The 21,726-nt window shown below is 35.6% G+C and carries 15 protein-coding genes; 6 read left to right on the top strand and 9 right to left on the bottom strand.

The genetic code is table 11. The features are described from left to right. Together AB8B52_RS09420 and AB8B52_RS09415 are read right to left on the bottom strand one after the other, a co-directional pair. On the bottom strand, positions 1–128 hold a 128-nt coding region (locus AB8B52_RS09420; RefSeq protein ID WP_406027445.1), incomplete at its 3' end, for an uL13 family ribosomal protein. 157 nt (positions 129–285) lie between these two features. Beyond that, entirely contained in the window at positions 286–1,293 is a 1,008-nt protein-coding gene (locus AB8B52_RS09415; RefSeq protein ID WP_406027443.1) for an L-threonylcarbamoyladenylate synthase, read from the bottom strand. Positions 1,294–1,579: 286 nt separating this feature from the next. On the opposite strand from AB8B52_RS09415, the gene AB8B52_RS09410 reads away from it, so the two are divergent. Continuing rightward, on the top strand, positions 1,580–3,211 hold the full coding sequence (locus AB8B52_RS09410; protein WP_406027441.1) for an ABC-F family ATP-binding cassette domain-containing protein: 1,632 nt from the start codon (positions 1,580–1,582) through the stop codon (positions 3,209–3,211). Between the two features lie 125 nt (positions 3,212–3,336). Here AB8B52_RS09410 and AB8B52_RS09405 read toward each other — a convergent pair whose 3' ends face one another. After that, positions 3,337–4,317, bottom strand: a complete 981-nt coding sequence (locus AB8B52_RS09405) for a Fic family protein (protein ID WP_406027439.1) — start codon at positions 4,315–4,317, stop codon at positions 3,337–3,339. 78 nt (positions 4,318–4,395) lie between these two features. Here AB8B52_RS09405 and AB8B52_RS09400 point away from each other — a divergent pair, with 78 nt between their 5' ends. Beyond that, a complete protein-coding gene (locus AB8B52_RS09400) occupies positions 4,396–4,530 on the top strand; it encodes a hypothetical protein (RefSeq protein ID WP_406027446.1) in 135 nt (44 codons plus the stop codon). A gap of 177 nt (positions 4,531–4,707) precedes the next feature. Continuing rightward, positions 4,708–6,684, top strand: coding sequence for a YgiQ family radical SAM protein (locus AB8B52_RS09395; protein ID WP_406027437.1), 1,977 nt, complete (start codon positions 4,708–4,710; stop codon positions 6,682–6,684). Positions 6,685–6,689: 5 nt separating this feature from the next. On the opposite strand, the gene AB8B52_RS09390 is transcribed toward AB8B52_RS09395, so the two are convergent. Together AB8B52_RS09390 and polA are read right to left on the bottom strand one after the other, a co-directional pair. Continuing rightward, on the bottom strand, positions 6,690–8,951 hold the full coding sequence (locus AB8B52_RS09390) for an aminotransferase class III-fold pyridoxal phosphate-dependent enzyme (RefSeq protein ID WP_406027435.1): 2,262 nt from the start codon (positions 8,949–8,951) through the stop codon (positions 6,690–6,692). 12 nt (positions 8,952–8,963) lie between these two features. Continuing rightward, positions 8,964–11,816: a DNA polymerase I gene (polA, locus tag AB8B52_RS09385; RefSeq protein ID WP_406027433.1), complete on the bottom strand. Its 2,853-nt coding sequence runs from the start codon at positions 11,814–11,816 to the stop codon at positions 8,964–8,966. A gap of 180 nt (positions 11,817–11,996) precedes the next feature. Here polA and AB8B52_RS09380 point away from each other — a divergent pair, with 180 nt between their 5' ends. Further along, positions 11,997–12,926 (top strand): isoaspartyl peptidase/L-asparaginase family protein, encoded by a 930-nt coding sequence (locus tag AB8B52_RS09380; protein WP_406027431.1) that lies wholly within the window; start codon positions 11,997–11,999, stop codon positions 12,924–12,926. 201 nt (positions 12,927–13,127) lie between these two features. Here AB8B52_RS09380 and AB8B52_RS09375 read toward each other — a convergent pair whose 3' ends face one another. Next, positions 13,128–13,988 (bottom strand): cyanophycinase, encoded by an 861-nt coding sequence (locus AB8B52_RS09375; RefSeq protein WP_406027429.1) that lies wholly within the window; start codon positions 13,986–13,988, stop codon positions 13,128–13,130. A gap of 102 nt (positions 13,989–14,090) precedes the next feature. Between AB8B52_RS09375 and cphA the strand changes: the two genes are divergently transcribed. Continuing rightward, on the top strand, positions 14,091–16,733 hold the full coding sequence (gene cphA / locus AB8B52_RS09370; RefSeq protein WP_406027427.1) for a cyanophycin synthetase: 2,643 nt from the start codon (positions 14,091–14,093) through the stop codon (positions 16,731–16,733). Positions 16,734–16,874: 141 nt separating this feature from the next. Here cphA and AB8B52_RS09365 read toward each other — a convergent pair whose 3' ends face one another. Continuing rightward, positions 16,875–17,141: a hypothetical protein gene (locus AB8B52_RS09365; protein ID WP_406027425.1), complete on the bottom strand. Its 267-nt coding sequence runs from the start codon at positions 17,139–17,141 to the stop codon at positions 16,875–16,877. 278 nt (positions 17,142–17,419) lie between these two features. Here AB8B52_RS09365 and AB8B52_RS09360 point away from each other — a divergent pair, with 278 nt between their 5' ends. Further along, positions 17,420–18,832, top strand: coding sequence for an aldehyde dehydrogenase family protein (locus AB8B52_RS09360; protein ID WP_406027423.1), 1,413 nt, complete (start codon positions 17,420–17,422; stop codon positions 18,830–18,832). A gap of 71 nt (positions 18,833–18,903) precedes the next feature. On the opposite strand, the gene AB8B52_RS09355 is transcribed toward AB8B52_RS09360, so the two are convergent. Both AB8B52_RS09355 and AB8B52_RS09350 read right to left on the bottom strand, forming a co-directional pair. Further along, positions 18,904–19,917, bottom strand: coding sequence for a N(4)-(beta-N-acetylglucosaminyl)-L-asparaginase (locus tag AB8B52_RS09355; protein ID WP_406027421.1), 1,014 nt, complete (start codon positions 19,915–19,917; stop codon positions 18,904–18,906). Positions 19,918–20,003: 86 nt separating this feature from the next. Then, complete coding sequence (locus AB8B52_RS09350; RefSeq protein WP_406027419.1) at positions 20,004–21,674, bottom strand: MFS transporter; 1,671 nt, start codon at positions 21,672–21,674, stop codon at positions 20,004–20,006. Positions 21,675–21,726 lie beyond the last annotated feature (52 nt).

Below are 21,726 nucleotides of genomic sequence, written 5' to 3'. Positions count from 1 at the left end.
CCTCTTAAAAGTATTGCTACTCTTGAAGCTAAGCGACCTAAAGTTTGTCCTTCAGCATCAACTAAAACCCACTCCTTATTAACGGTAGCTTTGTTAGCTGAAACTGTTTTGTAGCTTAATGTATCCACACTAATTTGATTTGTAACTGCGATTTAAAGCGCAATTGATTAAACATTTCTCTCTAAAAAAGAGTTTGCAAATTTACGATAAACTATCGGATTACCAAACCTAGGTTAAGGTTTTTTTAGTCTGAAAATCAGAGGGTTTTAAGTTTCTGTTTTATATTTAGGATTTTGTAGCTCTAGAAAGCCTATCGTTTATAGATTTACCAAGTCCATAATTAGGAAATTGCTCTGCAATAATTACATCGAGTTCCGCTTTATCTAATTGATGTAAAGCATGATATAGGTTTGAGGCTGCTTCGGTTAAATCACCAGTTTTAGATAAGACAATTTGTGCTTTAATAGTGTTGGTTTTAATTTCATTCTGAAATACTAAAACTCCAACACGTTTCTGACGATGCTGCTTTAGCGTTTCAGAAACATTATGCGTTAAAATAGTTTTAGTCTTTGGTGCATAATGACGCGCTAACATACCTGGAGCATTTGGTGAAATTTCTTTTTGACTTCGACTCATTTCGACTTCGCTCAATGACCCTCCTTCAGTCACGGTATTCTTAATTTCAATGGTTCCAACCACAGCTTCAATAGCTTCAATAGACGTTGAGCCTAAACGGTAAATAATAGGTGCATCGTTTTCAAAACCAATGATGGTAGATTCAATACCACTTTTGCAAGGTCCACCATCTAAAACCATTTTAATAGTATCCTTAAAATAATCTTCGACATGTTGAGCTGTTGTTGGGCTAATACTGCTAAACGGATTGGCGCTTGGTGCTGCTAACGGAAATGGTAATTGTTTTAAGAGCTCTAAAGTTGTCGCGTGATTTGGAACACGAACAGCGACCGTATCTTTTCCAGCCGTAATTAAATCTGGAATTATAGTTTTCTTCTTTAACACCAAAGTAATTGGTCCTGGCCAAAAGGCATCTGCTAATAATTGTGCTTTTTCAGGAATATAATCTACAATATCATTAAGTAGATCTACTGAAGGTATATGAACAATCAAAGGATTAAAAAACGGACGTTTCTTAGTTTCAAAAATAGCTTTTATGGCTTTTTCGCTATAGATGTTACCAGCCAAACCATAAACCGTTTCGGTTGGTATAGCCACTAATTCCTCATTAGTTAAAAGTGCAACTGCTTTAGATATGTCTTTTGAAATGATGCTCATAATTATCTACAGGCTGCAATATTACTTCAAAAAAATGAAAGATTTATGCGATATTAAATTCGGATTGAAGTTTTACGGTCGGGTTGAGTGCAGTCGAAACCGTTATTATTAGGTTCTGTAAAAGACCTTTCGTATAGCTACGCAATGTACTTTCAAAAAAATATATTTTGTCTTTAGTAATGCTCAAGGAGATAATCTAATATACTATTGACTTCTATTTAAAAATTATATTTTTTTATTTTCGAACTTCGGTTTTTAGTAGTTTTGCGCCATTAAAATATCAAGTATGATTTCAGTAGATAATTTAGCCGTAGAATTTAGTGGTCACACCCTTTTTAGTGAGGTGTCTTTTACCATAAATGCAGATGATAAAATTGCCTTAATGGGTAAGAATGGAGCCGGAAAATCTACCATGATGAAAATTATTGCTGGTGTTCAAAATGCCACACGTGGTCATGTGCGTTGTCCTAAAGAAGCCGTTATTGCCTACTTACCACAGCATTTATTAACGGAAGATGATACTACGGTTTTTGATGAAGCCTCAAAAGCATTTAAACATGTGTTTGAAATGCGTGACGAGATGGAAGGCCTCAACAAACAATTAGAAACCCGAACGGATTACGAATCTGATGAATACATGAAAATCATTGAGCGTGTTTCTGATTTAGGCGAACTGTATTATGCTTTAGAAGATGTTAACTATGATGCTGAAGTAGAAAAAGCATTAAAAGGCTTAGGGTTTAAACAAGAAGACTTTACTAGACAAACCAATGAATTTTCTGGTGGTTGGCGCATGCGTATTGAATTGGTTAAAATTCTACTTCAAAAACCAGATCTTATCCTGTTAGATGAGCCTACTAACCATATCGATATTGAATCTGTAATTTGGTTAGAAGATTTTTTATTGAATAAAGCCAATGCTGTCGTGGTAATTTCTCACGATCGTGCTTTTGTAGATAACATCACAAATAGAACGATCGAAGTTACAATGGGTCGTATTTACGACTATAAAGCTAACTATACGCATTACCTTCAGTTACGAGAAAACCGACGTGTGCACCAAATAAAAGCCTACCAAGAACAGCAGAAGTTGATTGCAGATAATATGCAGTTTATTGAGCGTTTTAAAGGCACATATTCCAAAACCAATCAAGTCACATCGCGAGAGCGCATGCTCGAAAAGTTGAAAATTATAGAAATTGATGATGTAGATACATCAGCTCTGAAGTTGCGTTTTCCGCCAACGAATCGTTCTGGTGATTATCCAGTAACGGTTAAAGAGGTGTCTAAATCTTATGGTGAACATACCGTGTTTAAAAATGCGAATATGTCTATTGCAAGAGGTGAGAAGGTGTGTTTTGTTGGTCGTAATGGGGAAGGAAAATCGACCATGATAAAAGCCATTTTAGGCGAAATTGATGTGGAAGGGACTTGTAGTTTAGGACATAATGTTAAAGTGGGTTATTTTGCACAAAATCAAGCGGCTTTGCTAGACGAAAGTTTAACAATTTTTCAAACGGTAGATGAGGTGGCGCAAGGCGATGTGCGTACACAGATTAAAAACATTTTAGGTCGTTTTATGTTTAAAGGAGACGATATCGATAAAAAAGTCAGTGTATTATCTGGTGGTGAAAAAACCAGATTAGCCATGGTAAAACTCTTATTAGAACCAGCCAACTTATTGATTCTCGATGAGCCAACAAATCATTTAGATTTAAAATCTAAAGATGTCTTAAAAGAAGCGCTTCAAAGTTTTGATGGCACATTGATACTCGTGTCTCATGATCGCGATTTTCTGCAAGGTTTATCGAACAAAGTTTTCGAATTTAAAGAAAAACGGGTCATTGAACATTTTGAAACTATTGATGATTTTTTAGTGCGTAATCGTGTTGAAAGTTTAAAAGGTTTGGATTTGTAGTGTTTTGTTATTTCGGATTGAATGCGAAGAATCTCAATTTTGAAGTGATAGTACTTTAAAATATGAGACGCTCTATTTTATTCACCTAAAGTCTGCTCAACGGATTTTTTTTCAAAAGCGAAAAGTTATGAAACTATATAAATAGTCTTACTTTTTTCTCCAGTTTTATAAAACAAATTCATTTCAATTCCTTTTTTTAAATCTCTACTAGCAGTAGCAGTAGAAATATCTTTAAAAACAGTCATATAATCTTTTCGAGAGAATGTCGTTTTATCTAAAGTTATAAAGTGTTCTAAACGATCTGTTGCTGTGAATGTTCTATTACTAAAATTAAGTAGATCATCTATAGATCTATTAATAATAGACAACATATAGACAATGAATTTAGTAGAGTTACCTAATTTATCGCAGTCGCCCAAAACTTTATAATAATCGTCTTGATTTTTACTAATGGAAATTTCAAACGGTATGTATTCAAAAATCGGATAAGCAGTCATTAGTATTACGGTCTGCCACAAGCGTCCCATTCTGCCATTACCATCTGTAAACGGATGAATAAATTCGAGTTCATAATGAAAAACACAGCTTTTTATCAGCGCTATTTCTTCGTATTCTTTTAGGTAATCAAAAAGATTCTTCATTAAAAATGGTACGTTTTTGTAAGGTGGAGCAATATGCGTTACAGTATCATTTTTTGCAATTCCGACACTTTCAGTTCTGTAGGTTCCGGGCTTACTGAGTAATCCATGCATTAAAGTTTTGTGCGCTTTTAAAAAGGACGCTTCGCTATGAGGTTTGTAGTTGCCTAGGGTATTATAGACTGAAATAGCATTTAAAACTTCAAGCACATCTTTTTTTGGACCTACAACCGTTTTGTTTTCAAGTAATGCAGTTATTTGAGTTTCGCTTAGTGTATTACCTTCAATTTTAAGTGAAGCGTGAATGGTTTTAATTTTATTCTGTTTTCTTAAAACTGTAGTTGGTTTATTTATATAATTTGAATTAATAGCACCAATTTTTTCTGAAATTTCGCTTGTTAATTTTAAAATCTCACTCGTGATTTCATAAGGTGGTTTTTGCACAATAGTATCATTTGATAGTATCAAATATAGTAAAATTTATAAGTTAATACGAAATATCCTTTGACTTAAGCTTTAGCAATTCGTCAATAATGAGAGCCTGAAATGAGGGATTTACTAAAAGCCTTATCTAATAAAGTTTTCGAATTTAAAGAAAAACGGGTCATTGAACATTTCGAAACGATTGATGATTTCTTAGCGCGTAATCGTGTTGAAAGTTTAAAAGGTTTGGATTTGTAGTGTTTTGACTTTTAGAGCGAATATGTCATTCAGAGCAAAGCGAAGAATCTCAATTAGGAGAAACGGAATGTTTTAAAATATTAGACTTTAGGGGTGTTATTTACGAAATAAACCAAAACTAATTCTGTTACATCATATTCTACACTAGTTACAGCAATTTTTAACTACTTTTGCATTGTGAAGCGACAATTACAACTTTCAGATTGGTTACCTACCACAAACAAAGAGGTGAAGATTCGCGGATGGGAATACCTAGATGTCATTCTATTTAGTGGAGATGCCTATGTAGATCATCCAACGTTTGGTCCTGCAGTAATCGGACGTCTTTTAGAAAGTATGGGCTTGCGTGTTGCCATTGTGCCACAACCGAGTGTAACCGATAATCTTCAAGATTTTGTTAAATTAGGAAAGCCGAGATTATTTTTTGGAGTGACAGGTGGCTGCATGGATCCGATGATTAGTAATTACAATGCTAATAAAAAACGCCGTGATAAAGATGCCTACACACCAAATGGAGATATAGGATTTCGTCCAGATTATGCGACATCTGTATATTCTAAAATATTAAAAGAGAAATGGCCAGAGACACCTATTTTACTTGGTGGTATTGAAGCCTCGTTACGTCGTGTAACACATTACGACTATTGGAGCGATACACTAATGCCAACAATTTTAGAAACCTCTAAAGCAGATATGTTGGTTTACGGCATGGGAGAACAACCCTTGCGCGAAGTGGTACGTTTGTTACAAAAAGGAGTGCCTTTTAGTAGCATTACCACCGTAAAACAAACGGCTGTATTATTAAATGAAGATGCAAAAGTTCCTAAAAATGCGAATTGGGAAGATGTAGAAATAGCATCACATAAAGTATGTTTAAGCGATAAGAAAAAATACGCATCTAACTTTAAGGTCATTGAGCAAGAATCTAATAAGTTAGCAGCAAGACGTATTTTTCAGAAAGTAGAGGATAAGTTATTGATGATAAATCCGCCTTATCCTACCATGACGGAAGCAGAGATTGATGCCTCTTTCGATTTGCCATATACACGTTTACCACATCCAAAATATAACAAACGTGGACCGATACCAGCGTTTGAAATGATTAAAACCTCAATTAACATTCACCGTGGGTGTTTTGGTGGCTGTAGTTTTTGTACCATATCGGCACACCAAGGAAAATTTATAGCATCGCGAAGTAAAGAGTCTATTTTAAGAGAAGTCGATAAAGTGGCAAACATGCCAGATTTTAAGGGCTATTTATCTGATATTGGTGGACCAAGTGCCAACATGTATCAAATGAAAGGCAAAGTACAGTCTATCTGCGATAAGTGTGTAGCTCCGAGTTGTATTTCGCCAGTGATCTGTAGTAATTTAGATACGTCTCACAAACCTTTAACGGAATTATACCAAGCGGTAGATAATCATCCTAAGGTAAAGAAGTCATTTATAGGTTCTGGGATTAGACATGATATGTTGGTGCCAGAATTTAATAAAAATGCAGACCCAAAAGAGTTAGATGATTATACGGAAGAAGTGATGACGAAGCACGTTTCTGGTCGACTTAAAGTCGCGCCAGAACATACCAGTGATCCTGTTTTAAAATTGATGCGGAAGCCCTCGTTTACCTACTTCCATAAGTTTAAAGAACGTTTCGATAAGATTAATATTAAGAAAGGTTTAAAGCTACAATTGATCCCTTATTTTATTTCTAATCATCCGGCTTGCGAAGTTGAGGATATGGCTAATTTGGCTGCCGAAACCAAAGATATGGGCTTTCAGTTAGAACAAGTACAAGGCTTTACACCAACACCAATGACGGTTGCAACTGTGATTTATTACAGCGGTTATCATCCTTACACGCTTAAAAAAGTAAATACGCCCAAAACCAGAAAAGAAAAAGATGAGCAACATCGTTTTTTCTTTTGGTATAAAGACGAAAATAAAGCATGGATTAAAAAGACCTTGAATAAAGTAGGACGACCAGATTTATTAAAAGTATTACTCCCAGAGAAAACTGAAAAATGGCGTAAAAACAAACCTAGCGGTGAAGCTAAGAATACCTTTAATGATGCTGTGCCTACTCCCGCAGTGCCTTTTAATAGACGAAAAGCTAAGGATAAGGTGAAGTTTAAGAGTAAGAAGAATCGGAGATAAATCTATTAAGAATAGTAAGACTCTAATATAGATTCTATTTCATTTACGACTTTTAAAGCATTCTCTTTTGTAAAACACAAAGGAGGTTTTGTTTTAATCACACTATCATAAGGGCCATCAGTACTAATTAATATGTAACGATGTCTTAATTCATTTTTTATATGATGTGCTAATTCTGTATTAGCTTCTATAGAATTTTCTTTTACTATTTCTACACCAATAAATAAGCCTGAACCTCTAACATCACCAATACAATTGTACTTTTCTTTTAGTTGTTTGAATAGTGATTGGTAATAATCACCAACCTCTTTTGCGTTTTGTTGTAGTTGGCTCGTTTCAATTTCATTTAAAACGGTAAGTGCTATTTTACACGAAACCGGATTGCCTCCAAAAGAGCTAAAAAACTCAACACCTTTACTAAACGATTCTGCAATTGCTTTAGTAGTAACAATGGCTCCCATTGGATGTCCATTTGCAATTGGCTTACCTAATATCACTATGTCTGGAGTAACGTTTTGAGCTTCAAAACCCCAAAAATAATCACCCAAACGCCCAAAACCAGTTTGTACTTCGTCACTAATGCAGACACCTCCTTGCTTTCTAATGGCTGGATAAATTTCTTTTAAATACCCTTTTGCTAATGGCACCTGTCCACCACATCCTACAATAGGTTCAGTGATAAAAGCAGAAATTGGTAGGTTAGTATTTTCAATTTGTGCAATCGCATCTTTAGCATAAGCTTTGCCAGCATTACCATCATTATTTGTGTATTTCCCTCTATAAGTATCTGGAATAGCGGTTTTAAGAATATGATTTTTTTGACCTTGACCTTTTTTATTATTGTACTTATAATGACTAATATCTATAGACGCCTGTGTGTTACCATGGTAACCATGTTCCATTACCATGATTGTATTATGTTTAGTATGCGCATGCGCAAGTCTTATAGCTAAATCACTTGCAGCACTGCCAGAATTTACAAAGAAAACAGTGTCTAAAGATTTAGGGAATTTTGACAATAAAGTTTCGGCATATTCGGAAAATTCATCAAATAAATATCGTGTATTAGTATTTAAAGTTGCTATTTGTTTTGTTGCGTTTTTGGTAATCTCTGGATGTGAATGTCCAATGTGCGGAATGTTATTATACGCATCTAAAAATGTATTACCATAAGCATCATACATGTACTGAAATGCAGAACCAACCATATAAATAGGATCATGATAACTTAACGATAATATTGGACTAGACACATTATGACGGTTTGTAATTAAATCAGTTGTAGACTTCGGTGTTTCAATCTTAAAACTTAGCGCTTTATAAAATTGGTTTTTCGCTTGTATTGGATTTATCGTTATCCATTTATGCAGCATTTTCAATTCATTTTTTTCGCTACTGGAAGCATAACTGTTTTCAGGATCTGCTTTTTTTGCGTGAGCTGAATTACATAGACTTGTACATAATTGTCCTGCGATGAGGTAGTATAAAATGTCTAATTCTTTTTTCTCCAATGGGAGTATTTTATGATACCCTTTTAAGAAATGAATTGCCCATTCTAACGGTTTATCTTTATCATAACACGCATACGTTATAGCTATGGCGACTTCGTTAATTACATATGAATGTGCTAAATCGCCAAAATCGATAAGTCCAGAAATTGCATTGTCTTTAACTAAAATATTCCACTCATTAACATCGTTATGGATAATGGATTTTCTTAATTCTGGAAGCTTAGGATTTACATGTAATTCATATTGCTGGAAGAAATAAGAGACTAAGTTTCTGTTACTTGAATCTTCAATATCTGGAATATACTTTTTATTGAGCTGTAAATATTGTAAATCCCATTCCCATTGTCTTGCTTTTAAAACATAGTTATTGATTTTTAAAAGTTGAAGATTCATCTGAGCAGTAAAAGCACCTATAGATTCTACCAAATTAGGTGTGTGATTAACATCTCCTAAAAAATCACCATCTAAAAATGTAAGTAATCTACAGATCGTTTTAGTGTTGTCTATGTCTGTTATTTTAATGAAATTACCATCTTTAAAAGCGATAGGTTCTGGAAAAGACTGGTCTTTTTTGAGTGTGTTTAGTATACTATTTTCTGCTTCAATTAAAGCCAACATGTCTTCTGAAAACTTGTAAGTTTTGAAGATAAATTTGTCTGTCTCAGTTTTTAATAAATAGTTGACGTTGTCGTAACCATTAAGTTTTTTTAATTCTATAATGTTAAAGTCAAACCAGTTCTTAATAGTATTGATCATTTGATAAATTTATTAATGCGCCTCCAACCAATTCAAACCAATATCCATTTCAACATCTAAAGGCACTTCCATCACATAAGCATTTTCCATTTCAGATTTAATGAGTGTTTTTAGTTCTTCAAGTTCCGGTTTGTAAATATCAAACACCAATTCATCATGCACTTGTAAGAGCATTTTAGATTTATAATTGCCTTCTTGTAGTTTATTATAAATATTAATCATGGCAATTTTAATTATATCTGCTGCGCTACCTTGTATGGGCGCATTTACGGCATTTCGTTCTGCACCACTGCGCACCATAGCATTACGAGAATCAATATCTTTTAAATAACGACGACGACCCAATACGGTTTGTACATAACCGTTATCTCTCGCAAAATCAACTTGCGCACTCATATAGGCTTTTAATTTTGGATAGGTTTCGTAATAGGTGTCAATCAATTCTTTGGCTTCACCACGCGATAAATCGGTTTGGTTACTTAGACCAAAAGCAGACACACCATAGACGATACCGAAATTAACCGTTTTTGCATTGCTACGTTGTTCTCTCGTCACGTCGTCTAGTGGCACATTAAATACTTTTGAAGCGGTTGAGGCATGAATATCCTCACCATTTTTAAAAGCTTCAATCATGGTTTCTTCCTCACTTAAAGCGGCAATAATTCGTAATTCTATTTGCGAATAATCGGCAGCTAATAACGTATACTCATCATTACGTGGCACAAAGGCTTTGCGGACTTGGCGACCACGTTCTGTTCTGATTGGAATATTCTGTAAATTAGGATTGTTACTACTTAAACGTCCTGTTGCTGCAACGGTTTGCATATAATCGGTATGTACTCTGCCTGTACTTTCTTCCACTTGTAATGGCAACGCATCGACATAGGTGCTTTTTAATTTTGCCAAGCCTCTATACTCTAAAACTTGTCGAATAATGTCGTGATCTTTTGCTAAATACGATAAGATATCTTCACTTGTTTTATATTGTCCTGTTTTTGTTTTCTTAGGCTTATCTACCAAATTTAGTTTCTCAAATAAAATGATACCCAATTGCTTTGGTGATGCAATGTTGAATTCTTCTCCTGCAGCTTCGTAAATGCTTTTTTCGAGATTAAGGATATCTGTATTTAAATCTTCAGATAATGAGTTTAAGAAGTCTTTATCTAAGTTGATGCCTTCTAATTCCATGGCTGCCAAAACTCTTAAAAGTGGCACTTCAATATCATCGAATAATTTTTGCGTGTTGGCTTCGCCGAGTTCTTTTTCGAAATGTTCTTTGAGTTGAAGTGTAATGTCTGCATCCTCGACTGCATATTCGGTTTGCTTTTCTAATGGCACCTCTCGCATCGACAACTGATTCTTTCCTTTTTTACCAATGAGTTCTGTAATAGAAATCGAAGTATAGTTGAGGTAGGTTTCTGCTAAAACATCCATATTGTGTCGCATATCCGGATTAATCAAATAATGCGCTAACATAGTATCGAACAGTTTGCCTTTAACATCGATATTATATTTAGCTAAGACTTTGATATCGTATTTTAAATTCTGACCAATTTTCTCGATAGAAAAAAAAAAAAAAAACGGTCTTAAAATTTCAATCAAGGCTTGTGCTTCGGTTTTATCTTCTGGAAATGGTACATAAAAGCCTTTACCAACTTCCCAAGAAAATGCGATGCCAACTAGCTCGGCAGTCAAAGGATTTAAACCTGTCGTTTCTGTATCGAAACACACTGAGGTTTTACTCATTAAATTCTTAACAAACAATTTGGTGGCCATACCAGGTGCAATACTCTGATAGAAATGAGAACTCGTTTCAGACGTTCTTCTCGTGTTTTCAGATATAGTTTCTGCATTTGTACTTACTTCACCACCGAAAAGTGAAAATTGACCTTCTCCAGCAGAAGAACTTGAAGCTGAACTTGACTTCTCGACTGCGCTCGAAGTGACAGCTGAAGATGAATTGGAAGTCGCTGGAGCAGGGTTAGCCGAAAAGGTTTTATTAAAATTATCAATAAGACGTCTAAATTCTAACTCTTGAAAAATTTCTGTGACTTTAGGAACGTCTGGTTCGGACATTTCAAAATCCTTCGCATCAAATTCTACAGGCACATCGAGCATAATCGTCGCTAATTTCTTAGAAAGCAACCCTAACTCGCCATTGGCTTCAATCTTTTCTTTCATTTTGCCTTTTAGCTGATCGGTATTGGCCAATAAGCCTTCCATGCTGCCAAACTGAGTGATGAATTTCTTTGCGGTTTTTTCACCAACACCTGGTAATCCAGGAATATTATCAGACGCATCTCCCATCATCCCTAAATAATCAATGACTTGTAATGGATCTGTAACTTCAAACTTTTTCTGAACTTCAGGAATTCCCCAAGTTTCATAGCCACCACCAAACATTGGTCGGTACATAAAAATGTTCTCAGAAACGAGTTGTGCAAAATCTTTATCTGGAGTGACCATGAAGGTCTGGTAACCTTCTTTTTCTGCTTTTTTAGCAAGCGTACCAATCACATCATCAGCTTCATAACCTTCTTTTACCATAATAGGAATATGCATCGCTTTTAAAATCTCGTAGATATAGGGAATGGCTGTTTTTATTCCTTCTGGAGTTTCGTCTCTATTGGCTTTGTAAGCTTCAAACATCTCAACACGGTCTGTGCTTCCACCTTTATCAAAACAAACCGCCAAATGATCTGGTCGTTCACGTTTAATCACATCTAAAAGTGAATTCATAAAACCCATTATAGCTGAAACATCTTCGCCTTTAGAATTGATTCTTGGATTTTTTATAAAAGCGTAATAGCCTCTGAAGATTAAAGCAAAAGCATCAACTAGAAAAAGGCGTTTTTGGTCTGACATTGGTGATTAATTTTGAAAATAAGTTACTGTCCGTTCGAGCGCAGTCGAGAACTTCCTTTTGCAGAATTAAAACCTCTTGACTGCGCTCGAGGAGACAAAAGAAATTTGAACTGCAAATTACAAAAACTTAAGGGTTTATTTGAAAAGCAATTCGTAATTTTCCACAATCAAAATATAGATATGCAAACATTTTCAATAGCCATCCACGGAGGCGCAGGCACTTTAGTAAAAGGCTTAATGACTCAAGAATTAGAAGCGCAGTACAAGGAGGCGTTAAAAATTGCACGAGATCTGGGTTACGATATTTTGAAACAGGGAGGATCTGCGTTAGATGCTGTTGAGGTTTCTGTAAAATCGCTCGAAGATTCACCTTTGTTTAACGCAGGAAAAGGTGCTGTATTTACAGCAGAAGGCACTCATGAAATGGATGCAGCCATCATGGAAGGAAAACACCTTGAAGCTGGTGCTGTATCATTAATTACTGGAATTAAAAATCCGGTGACATTAGCGCGCGATGTTATGGAAAAAAGTTACCATGTGTTTTTGGCAGGAGAAGGAGCGATGCAATTTGCAAAAGGTTTGGACTATAAGGTGGAGAATCCAGATTATTTTTATGACGACGTACGCTACCAACAATGGCAAGGCATAAAGGATAGCGATACTTTTCAATTAGATCATTCTGTAAAAAAAGACGGGAAATTCGGAACCGTTGGAGCCGTAGCTTGCGATCAACACGGCACTGTAGCAGCGGCTACATCAACAGGTGGTATGACGAATAAAAAATGGGGTCGTGTTGGCGATTCTCCCATGATTGGAGCAGGAAATTATGCGAATAATAAAACTTGTGCTGTGAGTTGTACAGGTAGTGGTGAGTTTTTTATTAGAGGCGTGGTTGCTTACGATGTGTCTTGTTTAATGGAGCACAAAGATATGAGCGTGGAAGACGCATCAAACGAAGTGATTCATAAACGTATTCTCGAAATTAATGGAGATGGTGGCCTAATTGCTGTGGATGCTCAAGGCAATATAGCAATGCCTTTTAATACAGAAGGGATGTATCGTGCTTCTAAATCTTCAAATGGAGATGAAGAGATTTCGATTTATAAATAAATCCCTTTGAAAAAAGGTGTCTCACAAATTTGTAATATAAAGACAGACTGCTTGTCAATTTATCCACGTTAAGGATAGAAACGGCATCCTTTTTTATTTTTCTTAAAAAAGATATAGTGTATAGCCTAACCTTTTGCAATCCTGCTAGGTTTCTTTTAACCTCGTAAATATGAGCAAAAGGTAACGTCCAAATGAAGTTTGTTATATAAAAGGCGCCTCAATAGCCAAAACCTTCACTTTTTTCTTATCGATATGAAAACGATCTCCATTAGACAAAATATGAGTGCGCATGCCAGTTAACGACATTGGTGTACCTTCTTTTAAAATCTTATGATTGTTGTGCCTGATGCGTCTTCCATCAAAGATAATTACCATTCCAGAACCAATAACACGACACTTATTATTTTTAATAATCATACCAGTATCTTCGGCTAAACCAATACCAATTAATTCAGGAAATTGAGCTACAGCCTCAGAAATTCTGCCAAAACGACCACGTTTAATAAAGTGTGTATCTATGATTAATCCTGGAACTAAACCAAGACCTTTATACATGTTTACAGCTCCTTTGATAAAGGATTCTGTTGCACTTCCACCAGCGATCATTTCTTGAGACATCATCATCGCTCCAGCACTTGTACCAGCAACAACAAAGCCTTTTTCATTTTTATAACGAAACTTTATGATTTCGTGAATTTCGGTGCCTCCAATTTTATCAGTAATCTTAGATTGGTCACCTCCAGAAAACATAACGCAATTTGCAGATTTTATGAAGTCTATAGATTCCTGTTTTTCCGAATCTTCTTTGCTTCTAATATCTAAAACCGTTACATTTTTGCAACCTAGCGTAGAAAAGGCTTCTAAATAATTTTCGCCAACTTCAACAGGAATGCTAGATGCTGTTGGAATTACGACAATTTTAGCGTCAGTACCACCAGCCTCTCTAACGACATGAAATAAAATGCCTTCATCAATAAACTCTAAAGTATATTGTTCGTTCTCTTCTATTCCTTTATCCTCATTTCCACCAATTGGAATTAAAGTGCCTTTATTCGTCAACATAAATTCTTCTTCTAGTTTAAATATTGCGCAAAAATAAGTCAATTTTTCTCTTGAAAAATACTATATTTAGAATCTTTCACTAATTAAACCTAACTAACAAAAATGACGATACGCGAGATAAATGCCATGAGAGGCCCAAATTTTTGGTCGATACGAAGACACAAATTAATTGTAATGGTTTTAGACCTCGAAGAGATGGAGGAATTACCATCTAATAAAATTGAAGGGTTTCCGGAACGCTTAAAAGCCATGTTTCCTAGTATGTATTCACACCGTTGCTCAGAAGGTTGCGAAGGCGGCTTTTTTATGCGCGTCGATGAAGGGACTTGGATGGGTCATATTATTGAGCATATTGCTTTAGAAATTCAGACGTTAGCAGGTATGGACACTGGTTTTGGACGCACACGAGGTTATGGGGAAGAAGGAGTGTATAGCGTGGTGTTTTCATATATGGAAGAATCTGTAGGACGCTTTGCAGCAAAAGCGGCGGTAAGAATATGTGAAGCGCTTATTGCAGGAGAAGATTATGATATGTCTGATGATATACAGGAAATGAGAGAGCTTCGCGAGGCAGATCGACTAGGGCCAAGTACAGGATCGATTGTTGCTGAGGCAGAATCTAGAGGAATTCCTTGGATAAGACTCAATAAATATTCGCTCGTTCAATTAGGTTATGGAGCCAATCAAAAACGAATTCAAGCAACTGTAACAAGTGAAACAAGTAGTATTGGAGTAGAATTAGCATGTGATAAAGAAGATACCAAGTATTTATTAGAGCAGGCCGAGGTGGACGTGCCAAGAGGAGATATCATTAGAAGAGAACGCAGTTTAGAAGAAGCCTGTCGTTATGTTGGTTATCCATTAGTTATTAAACCCATCGACGGCAATCATGGACGTGGCATAACGGTTAATATTCAAAATTATGAGGATGCTGTAGTGGCGTTTCATCATGCAAAAGAAAGTTCTAAAAGTGGAGCAATTATCGTAGAGAAATTTATTGTAGGTGAAGATTATAGGTTGTTGGTCATTAATAATCAGCTCGTGGCAGGTGCTATTAGAACTCCGGCTCATGTTATAGGTGACGGTAAATCAACTGTTCAAGAATTAATAGATAAAGTGAATAGTGATCCAAGACGTGGTTTTGGACATGAAAATGTGTTAACAAAAATCACAACAAACGAATTAACACAGACTATTATTAAAGATGCAGGTTATACGTTACAATCGGTAATAGCCGAAGGTGAACGTTTAATTTTAAAAGACACCGCAAATTTAAGTACAGGCGGAACTGCTGAAGATATCACAGATATTATTCACCCAGCAAATATTGCAATGGCGGAGCGTATTTCAAAAATAATTGATTTGGATATTTGCGGTATTGATATCATGACCACAGATATTTCGAAACCTTTGTCTGAAACAGGAGGTGCTGTTTTAGAAGTCAATGCTGGTCCAGGATTTAGAATGCACTTAGCACCAACCTCTGGATTACCAAGAAATGTAGCAGCTCCAGTTATTGATAAGTTATTTCCAATAAAAGGGGAAACGGGACGTATTCCTATAATTGCAACGTCAGGAACTAATGGAAAAACAACTACCACACGCTTAATTGCACATATTGCTAAAATGAATGGCCATCGTGTCGGTTATACGACTAGTGATGGTGTTTATATTCAGAACCGTTTATTAATGACAGGAGATTGTACAGGTCCTGCAAGTGCTGAGTTTGTACTTAAAGATCCAACCGTAAATTTTGCGGTTTTAGAAAGTGCTAGAGGTGGTTTATTAAGAGCTGGTCTTGGATTTAAAAAGTGCGATGTTGCTGTGGTTACTAATGTAGCTGCAGATCATTTAGGTCTAAAAGGCATTCATACTATTGAACAATTGGCTAAAGTAAAAGCGGTTGTGCCAGAAACAGTCTTACCAGATGGTTATGCCATATTAAATGCAGATGATGATTTGGTGTATGATATGCGACGCAATCTAAATTGCAATGTAGCCCTATTTTCTATGGATGAAAATAATCCGCATGTTAAGGCTTTACAACGCATGAATGGGATTACAGCCGTTTATGAAAATGGCTATGTTACCATTTGCCGAGGTGAGTGGAAAATGCGTTTAATGCAGGCCGAACATATTCCATTAACTTATGGTGGAAAGGCTAAATTTATGATTCAAAATGTCTTGGCAGCTGTTCTTGCCACGCATGTACAAGGTATTAGTATAGAAGATATGAAAGCGGGATTAGAAACCTTTATTCCGTCTGCCGCACAGACACCAGGACGTTTAAACTTGTTTGAATTTAAGGACTTTAGTATTTTATTAGATTATGCCCACAATCCTGCCGGAATGAGAGCACTACAGAAGTTTACTGACGAGCTTGACGCCACAGTTAAAGTTGGTATTATTGCAGGTATTGGCGATAGAAGAGAAGAAGATAATAATGAAATGGGTGCGATTGCAGCAGATATGTTTGATGAAATTATTATTAGACAAGACAAGCGTTTAAGAGGAAAGACAGAAGAAGAATTAATTAAGATGCTAAACGACGGGATTAAGAAAAGAGATCCTAACAAAAAGACGACGATTATTCCTTCGGAAAAAGAAGCCATTACATTTGCTGTAAAGAATGCCGTAAAAGGCTCTCTTATTATATTGTGTAGCGATGTGATACCTGATGCTTTAGATTTAGTAAAGAAGTTTAAGGAGCAAGAAGCCAACGGACAACTGAATTTTAGCGATTAGCAACTATAAAGTTTTAAGACCTTTCTAATATTTAATCTGGAAAGGTTTTAAACACTTAGAAGCGATACTTATGTATAGCGCACAAAAAAGCCGAAACTTTCGTTTCGGCTTTTTTAAATATATATGGTTAATAGCGTCTTTTTAACAAAGCTTAATCGTCTTCACTTTTATTTGAAGACTTTTTCTGTAAGCTTTAATACTGATAATTTCATTACTCTTCTTGCGATTCAATTTTAAAACTTTCGCTTTAACCTCTGCAGAAATAGCAGCGTTAGAAGCTTCAACTTTAACTTCTTCAGATGTTTCAACAATTTCAACATTGTCATCAGCAGTAACATTTGCCTCTTGTTGAGCAAATCCTGTTAAGGACATTGTTAAAAATAATATGAAGATTAAAGCGGTTTTCATAATTGTTTGAAGTTATATTTGTTTTAACTTCGAGTCAAAGAAACATAACATCTCTCTTGTGGCTCAAAATTTTAGATGAAACAGGTCGATAAATAGATAACAGGAAGGCAGATGTAAAAAACTTCGATGAAATACATGATTAAAGTTGTTAGCCCTTTAAAAGTCACATGTTCAGGGATAAAAAGTCTAGTTTTCAGGATAAAAAACAGGTCTTACTTAAACACATCGATGAAATACATAGAATTAACTAGAAAAGGCTGTAAATAGATCTATATTTTATGAATAATCATAGTGGTAATAACTTTTCAGAACTGTTTTTGAAACAGCAGAAAAACCAATATATAATTGGGAATACGACTTATAAAGAGCGGCTTAAGAAGTTGAATGCGCTTCAAGATGCTATAGCAAACAAATACAGAACACAAATTCAAGAGGCCTTACAAAAAGACTTAGGTAAACCTGTTGTGGAAACAGAGTTGACCGAAATCTATGCAATTATTGGTGATATTAAGTATGCTAAAAAACATTTGCGTCAATGGATGAAGAAGCAAAGGGTGGACACGCCATTATCCATGTTAGGATCTAGTTCATATATCATATACGAGCCTAAAGGGGTTTGTTTAATTATGTCTCCGTGGAACTTTCCATTTAACTTAACGTTTAGTCCATTGGTATCTGCAATTGCTGCTGGTAACACGGCAATTATTAAGCCATCAGATATGACACCAAATTCTTCTGCCTTAATGGCGAAAATTGTTTCAGATCTTTTTGGTGCTGAAGAAGTGGCCTTAGTTCAAGGTGAAGTTGAAGTTTCTACAGAATTATTAAAGCTACCTTTTAATCATATCTTTTTTACAGGGTCACCTCAGGTTGGAAAAATTATTATGGAAGCTGCTTCTAAACATTTAGCTTCGGTGACATTAGAACTTGGAGGAAAATCTCCGACGCTTATAGATAAAACCGCCAATATAGATAAAGCGGCAAAGAAAATAATGTGGGCAAGGTTTCTCAATTGCGGACAAGTATGTGTGGCGCCAGATTATGTGTTAATAGATGAAAACATAAAACCACAATTTATAGCGTTATGTAAAAAATGGCTCAAAGTTTTTTTTACCGATAATCCGAAAGCATCAGATTCCTTTGGAAGAATTGTCTCAGATAAACATTTTGATCGTTTAAGTGGTTATCTCGAAAATGCGAAAGCGCTCAATGCTACATTTGAAGTTGGTGGTGAAACCGAGAGGACTTCAAAATATATAGAACCAACCCTTATTTCAGATTTAAAACTTGAATCAGAATTGTTAGAAGAAGAAATATTTGGTCCTATTTTACCAATTATAACCTATGAGCATTTAGATGAAGCCATCGCTTTTGTCAATTCAAAACCAAGACCATTAGCACTTTATGTGTACAGTAAAAATAAAGTTAACACAAATAAAATTATAAATAATACCAGAGCAGGTGGTACATGCATTAATAATTGTATAATTCACTATGCTAACCATAATTTACCATTTGGTGGTGTTAATAATAGTGGCATTGGCAAAAGTCATGGCTTCTATGGGTTTAAAGCGTTCAGCAATGCGCGTGCGGTTTTAAAGCAGCATACGTTTGGAGTTACGGGGTTGTTACTTCCTCCATATTCGGGTTTTAAAGAGACCTTGGCTCGGTTGACTGTGAAGTGGTTTTAAGAAAATAAAAAAGTAGTTTTAGATGGTAGATTTAAAATACTTGGTTTTAAGGCAAAAACTATCGCTTTATTTTAGACTTTATTAAAATAATCAGATTGAATCTGCTCATTAACTCCATCTTGAAACTTTGTCATACTAAACCATTGGTGAATAGAGTAACTTCCAGTTTCACCGCTTTTATTAACAGCAATATAACCCACTTGAAAATTCTTGTAATCGCTATTTGGTTTATTAACGATTCTGCTAATCGCTTCCTCGCAGGCGTCCTGAGGAGATTTTCCTTGTCGCATGAGTTCTACAACTAAAAAACTACCAACAGTTTTAACTACTTCTTCACCTAAACCAGTAGCAACACAAGCTCCAATTTCATTATCTACAAACAATCCAGAACCAATTATGGGCGAATCACCAACACGACCTCCTAGTTTATAAGCCAATCCGCTAGTAGTACAAGCACCAGAAATATCACCATGCTTATCGATGGCGAGCATGCCAATGGTATCGTGATTTTCGATATTGATGATGGGTTTGTATTTAGCTTCAACTTTCCATTTTTCCCAAGCTTTTTTTGAAGTCTCAGTTAATAAATCTTCTACTTTAAATCCTTTTGAAATAGCAAATTGCTTTGCGCCTTCACCAGCCAGCATTACATGTGGTGTATCTTCCATAACTTTTCGCGCCACTGAGACTGCATGAGTAATATTTTGAAGATACACTACCGAGCCACAATTGCCATGCTTATCCATAATACAAGCATCTAAGGTGACATTTCCATCACGATCCGGCAAACCACCTTTACCAACAGATTGCCCTTTTTCATTGGCTTCTTCAATTTTACAACCTTGTTCAACAGCATCAAGTGAATTTCCGCCAGCTTGCAAAACCTCCATGGCTTTGGCTGTAGCATTCTTAACATCCCAAGTCGCAATAACTAAAGGTAAATTTACTTTAGATGGGTTGGCGATTATTTTTCCTTTTTCAAGATTTTCTTTTGAATTACCATCAGCACAATTTACTAATGAGTTGCCTACGGCCAAACCAACACCAGTCAACGATGCATTTTTTATAAATTTTCTTCTATTCATTTCATCCTGAATTTATTTCAGGATCTTTTTAAAGATGTCCTGAATATTTTTTTCTTAAAATAAGTTAGCAAGCCAACCCTAAATAATTAATAAGTGACTCCTTGTTTGTCTAAAACCGTTTTAGTCCTAAAAGCATAAAACAATAAATAGGCAAAACATGCTACAGCCATCCAATACGACGATTGAATTGTGAATACATCTGCTAACTTTCCTTGTACTGGTGGAATAATACCACCTCCCAAAATCATCATGACTAAAAATGCCGAGCCTTGAGATGTGTATTTTCCTAAACCTGCGATACTCAAAGTAAAAATACATGGCCACATGATTGAACAAAATAATCCACCAGATAAGAAGGCGAATAAGGCCACATTTCCAGACGAGAATAAACCGATTAACATTCCCATTATTCCAAGGAAACTAAATATTTTAAGGGTTTTAACAGGACTATCTTTTGCTAAAAAGAAACCACCAATTTGTACTGCAATACAAATAGCGAAAAATAATATTTCATTAGTTGTAAAACTATATTTTATTGAATTCACCAAAATTATGACTCCAAAGGCAACATAGGGTACAATAATAAGCAGTACTTTCTTCAAGCCTTTACTCGGATTAAAAACGGTGATGGCACCAACCCAACGGCCAATCATAAGTCCGCCCCAATACAATGAAATATAAGAGCCTAATTCTGAATCATTGAGTACAGGAAGTCCAAGTGCATTTAAACCTGTGTCTCCCATACCTTGTTTTAATAATTCACCTAAATTACTTCCAATGGTCACTTCAACTCCAACATAAGTAAAGATAGCAAGCATACCCAATACCAATTGTGGATATTTCATGGCTCCCCAGCCTTCAGCGTTTTTATTGGCACTTGTATTGGCATAAAATACAGAAGCTATAACTGCAAAAAGTGCTACGAATAGTAAAATGAGTCGCACGTTTTCTACATCTTCGGTAGCTGTTTCAGATCCCATATAGGTACTAAAAATATATCCAAAACAAGCGATGATAATTACTGTTAAGCCTAAAAGCAAGTTACGTGCTTTATTAGCAGGCTCAAAAGCCGTTTCAGATTTTAAAGCAGGTAATTTTTTTGAAAAATGAAAGAGTGCTGCTGCTGCTAAAAAGAGGACTCCAACAGCTAAGTAGAGTTTCTGAACAGTAATTAATGTGATTACATTATTGTCAATCATTTGGGCGAGTTCGTCTGTACTCCAAGAGGCAGAACCAAAGATGACGAGACTTACAACTACAGGTCCAATAGTTGTACCGAATGAGTTAATACCACCTGTTAAGTTTAAACGATGCGAACCTGTTTTAGGATCGCCAAGTGCAACTGTGAAAGGATTTGCTGCGGTTTGCTGCAGTGAAAACCCTAATGCCACAATAAAAAAGGCAATAAGCACTAAATAAAAGACTCCAGTTTGTCCTTGTTCTGCACCAGCTGTTACTGGGTACATTAGAAAAGCTCCAATAGCCGAAAGTAATAAGCCATAAACAATACCATTTTTATAACCCCAATTATTAAGAATATCCCGCTTTATAATGCTTGAAGTCACAAAAAGAGCGAGTGCTCCAATATAATAGGCTCCATAGAATGCGAAATCCACCAATTGCGATTGAAATTGATCAATATTAAAATAGGTTTTGCAAAAGGGAATAAAGACACTGTTAGAGGCAGCAATAAATCCCCAGAAAAAGAAGACGGTACAAAGCGTCGCTAATGCCGACTTGTTGTTTTGATTACTCATGTATTGATTTAGTTAGTTAGTTAGTTAGTTAGTTAGTTAGTTAGTTAGTTTT

This window comes from Winogradskyella sp., assembly GCF_045105575.1.
Classification (GTDB): domain Bacteria; phylum Bacteroidota; class Bacteroidia; order Flavobacteriales; family Flavobacteriaceae; genus Winogradskyella.
Note: the sequence above shows the minus strand (reverse complement) of the source record. Positions and strands in the feature narration are given on the sequence as shown.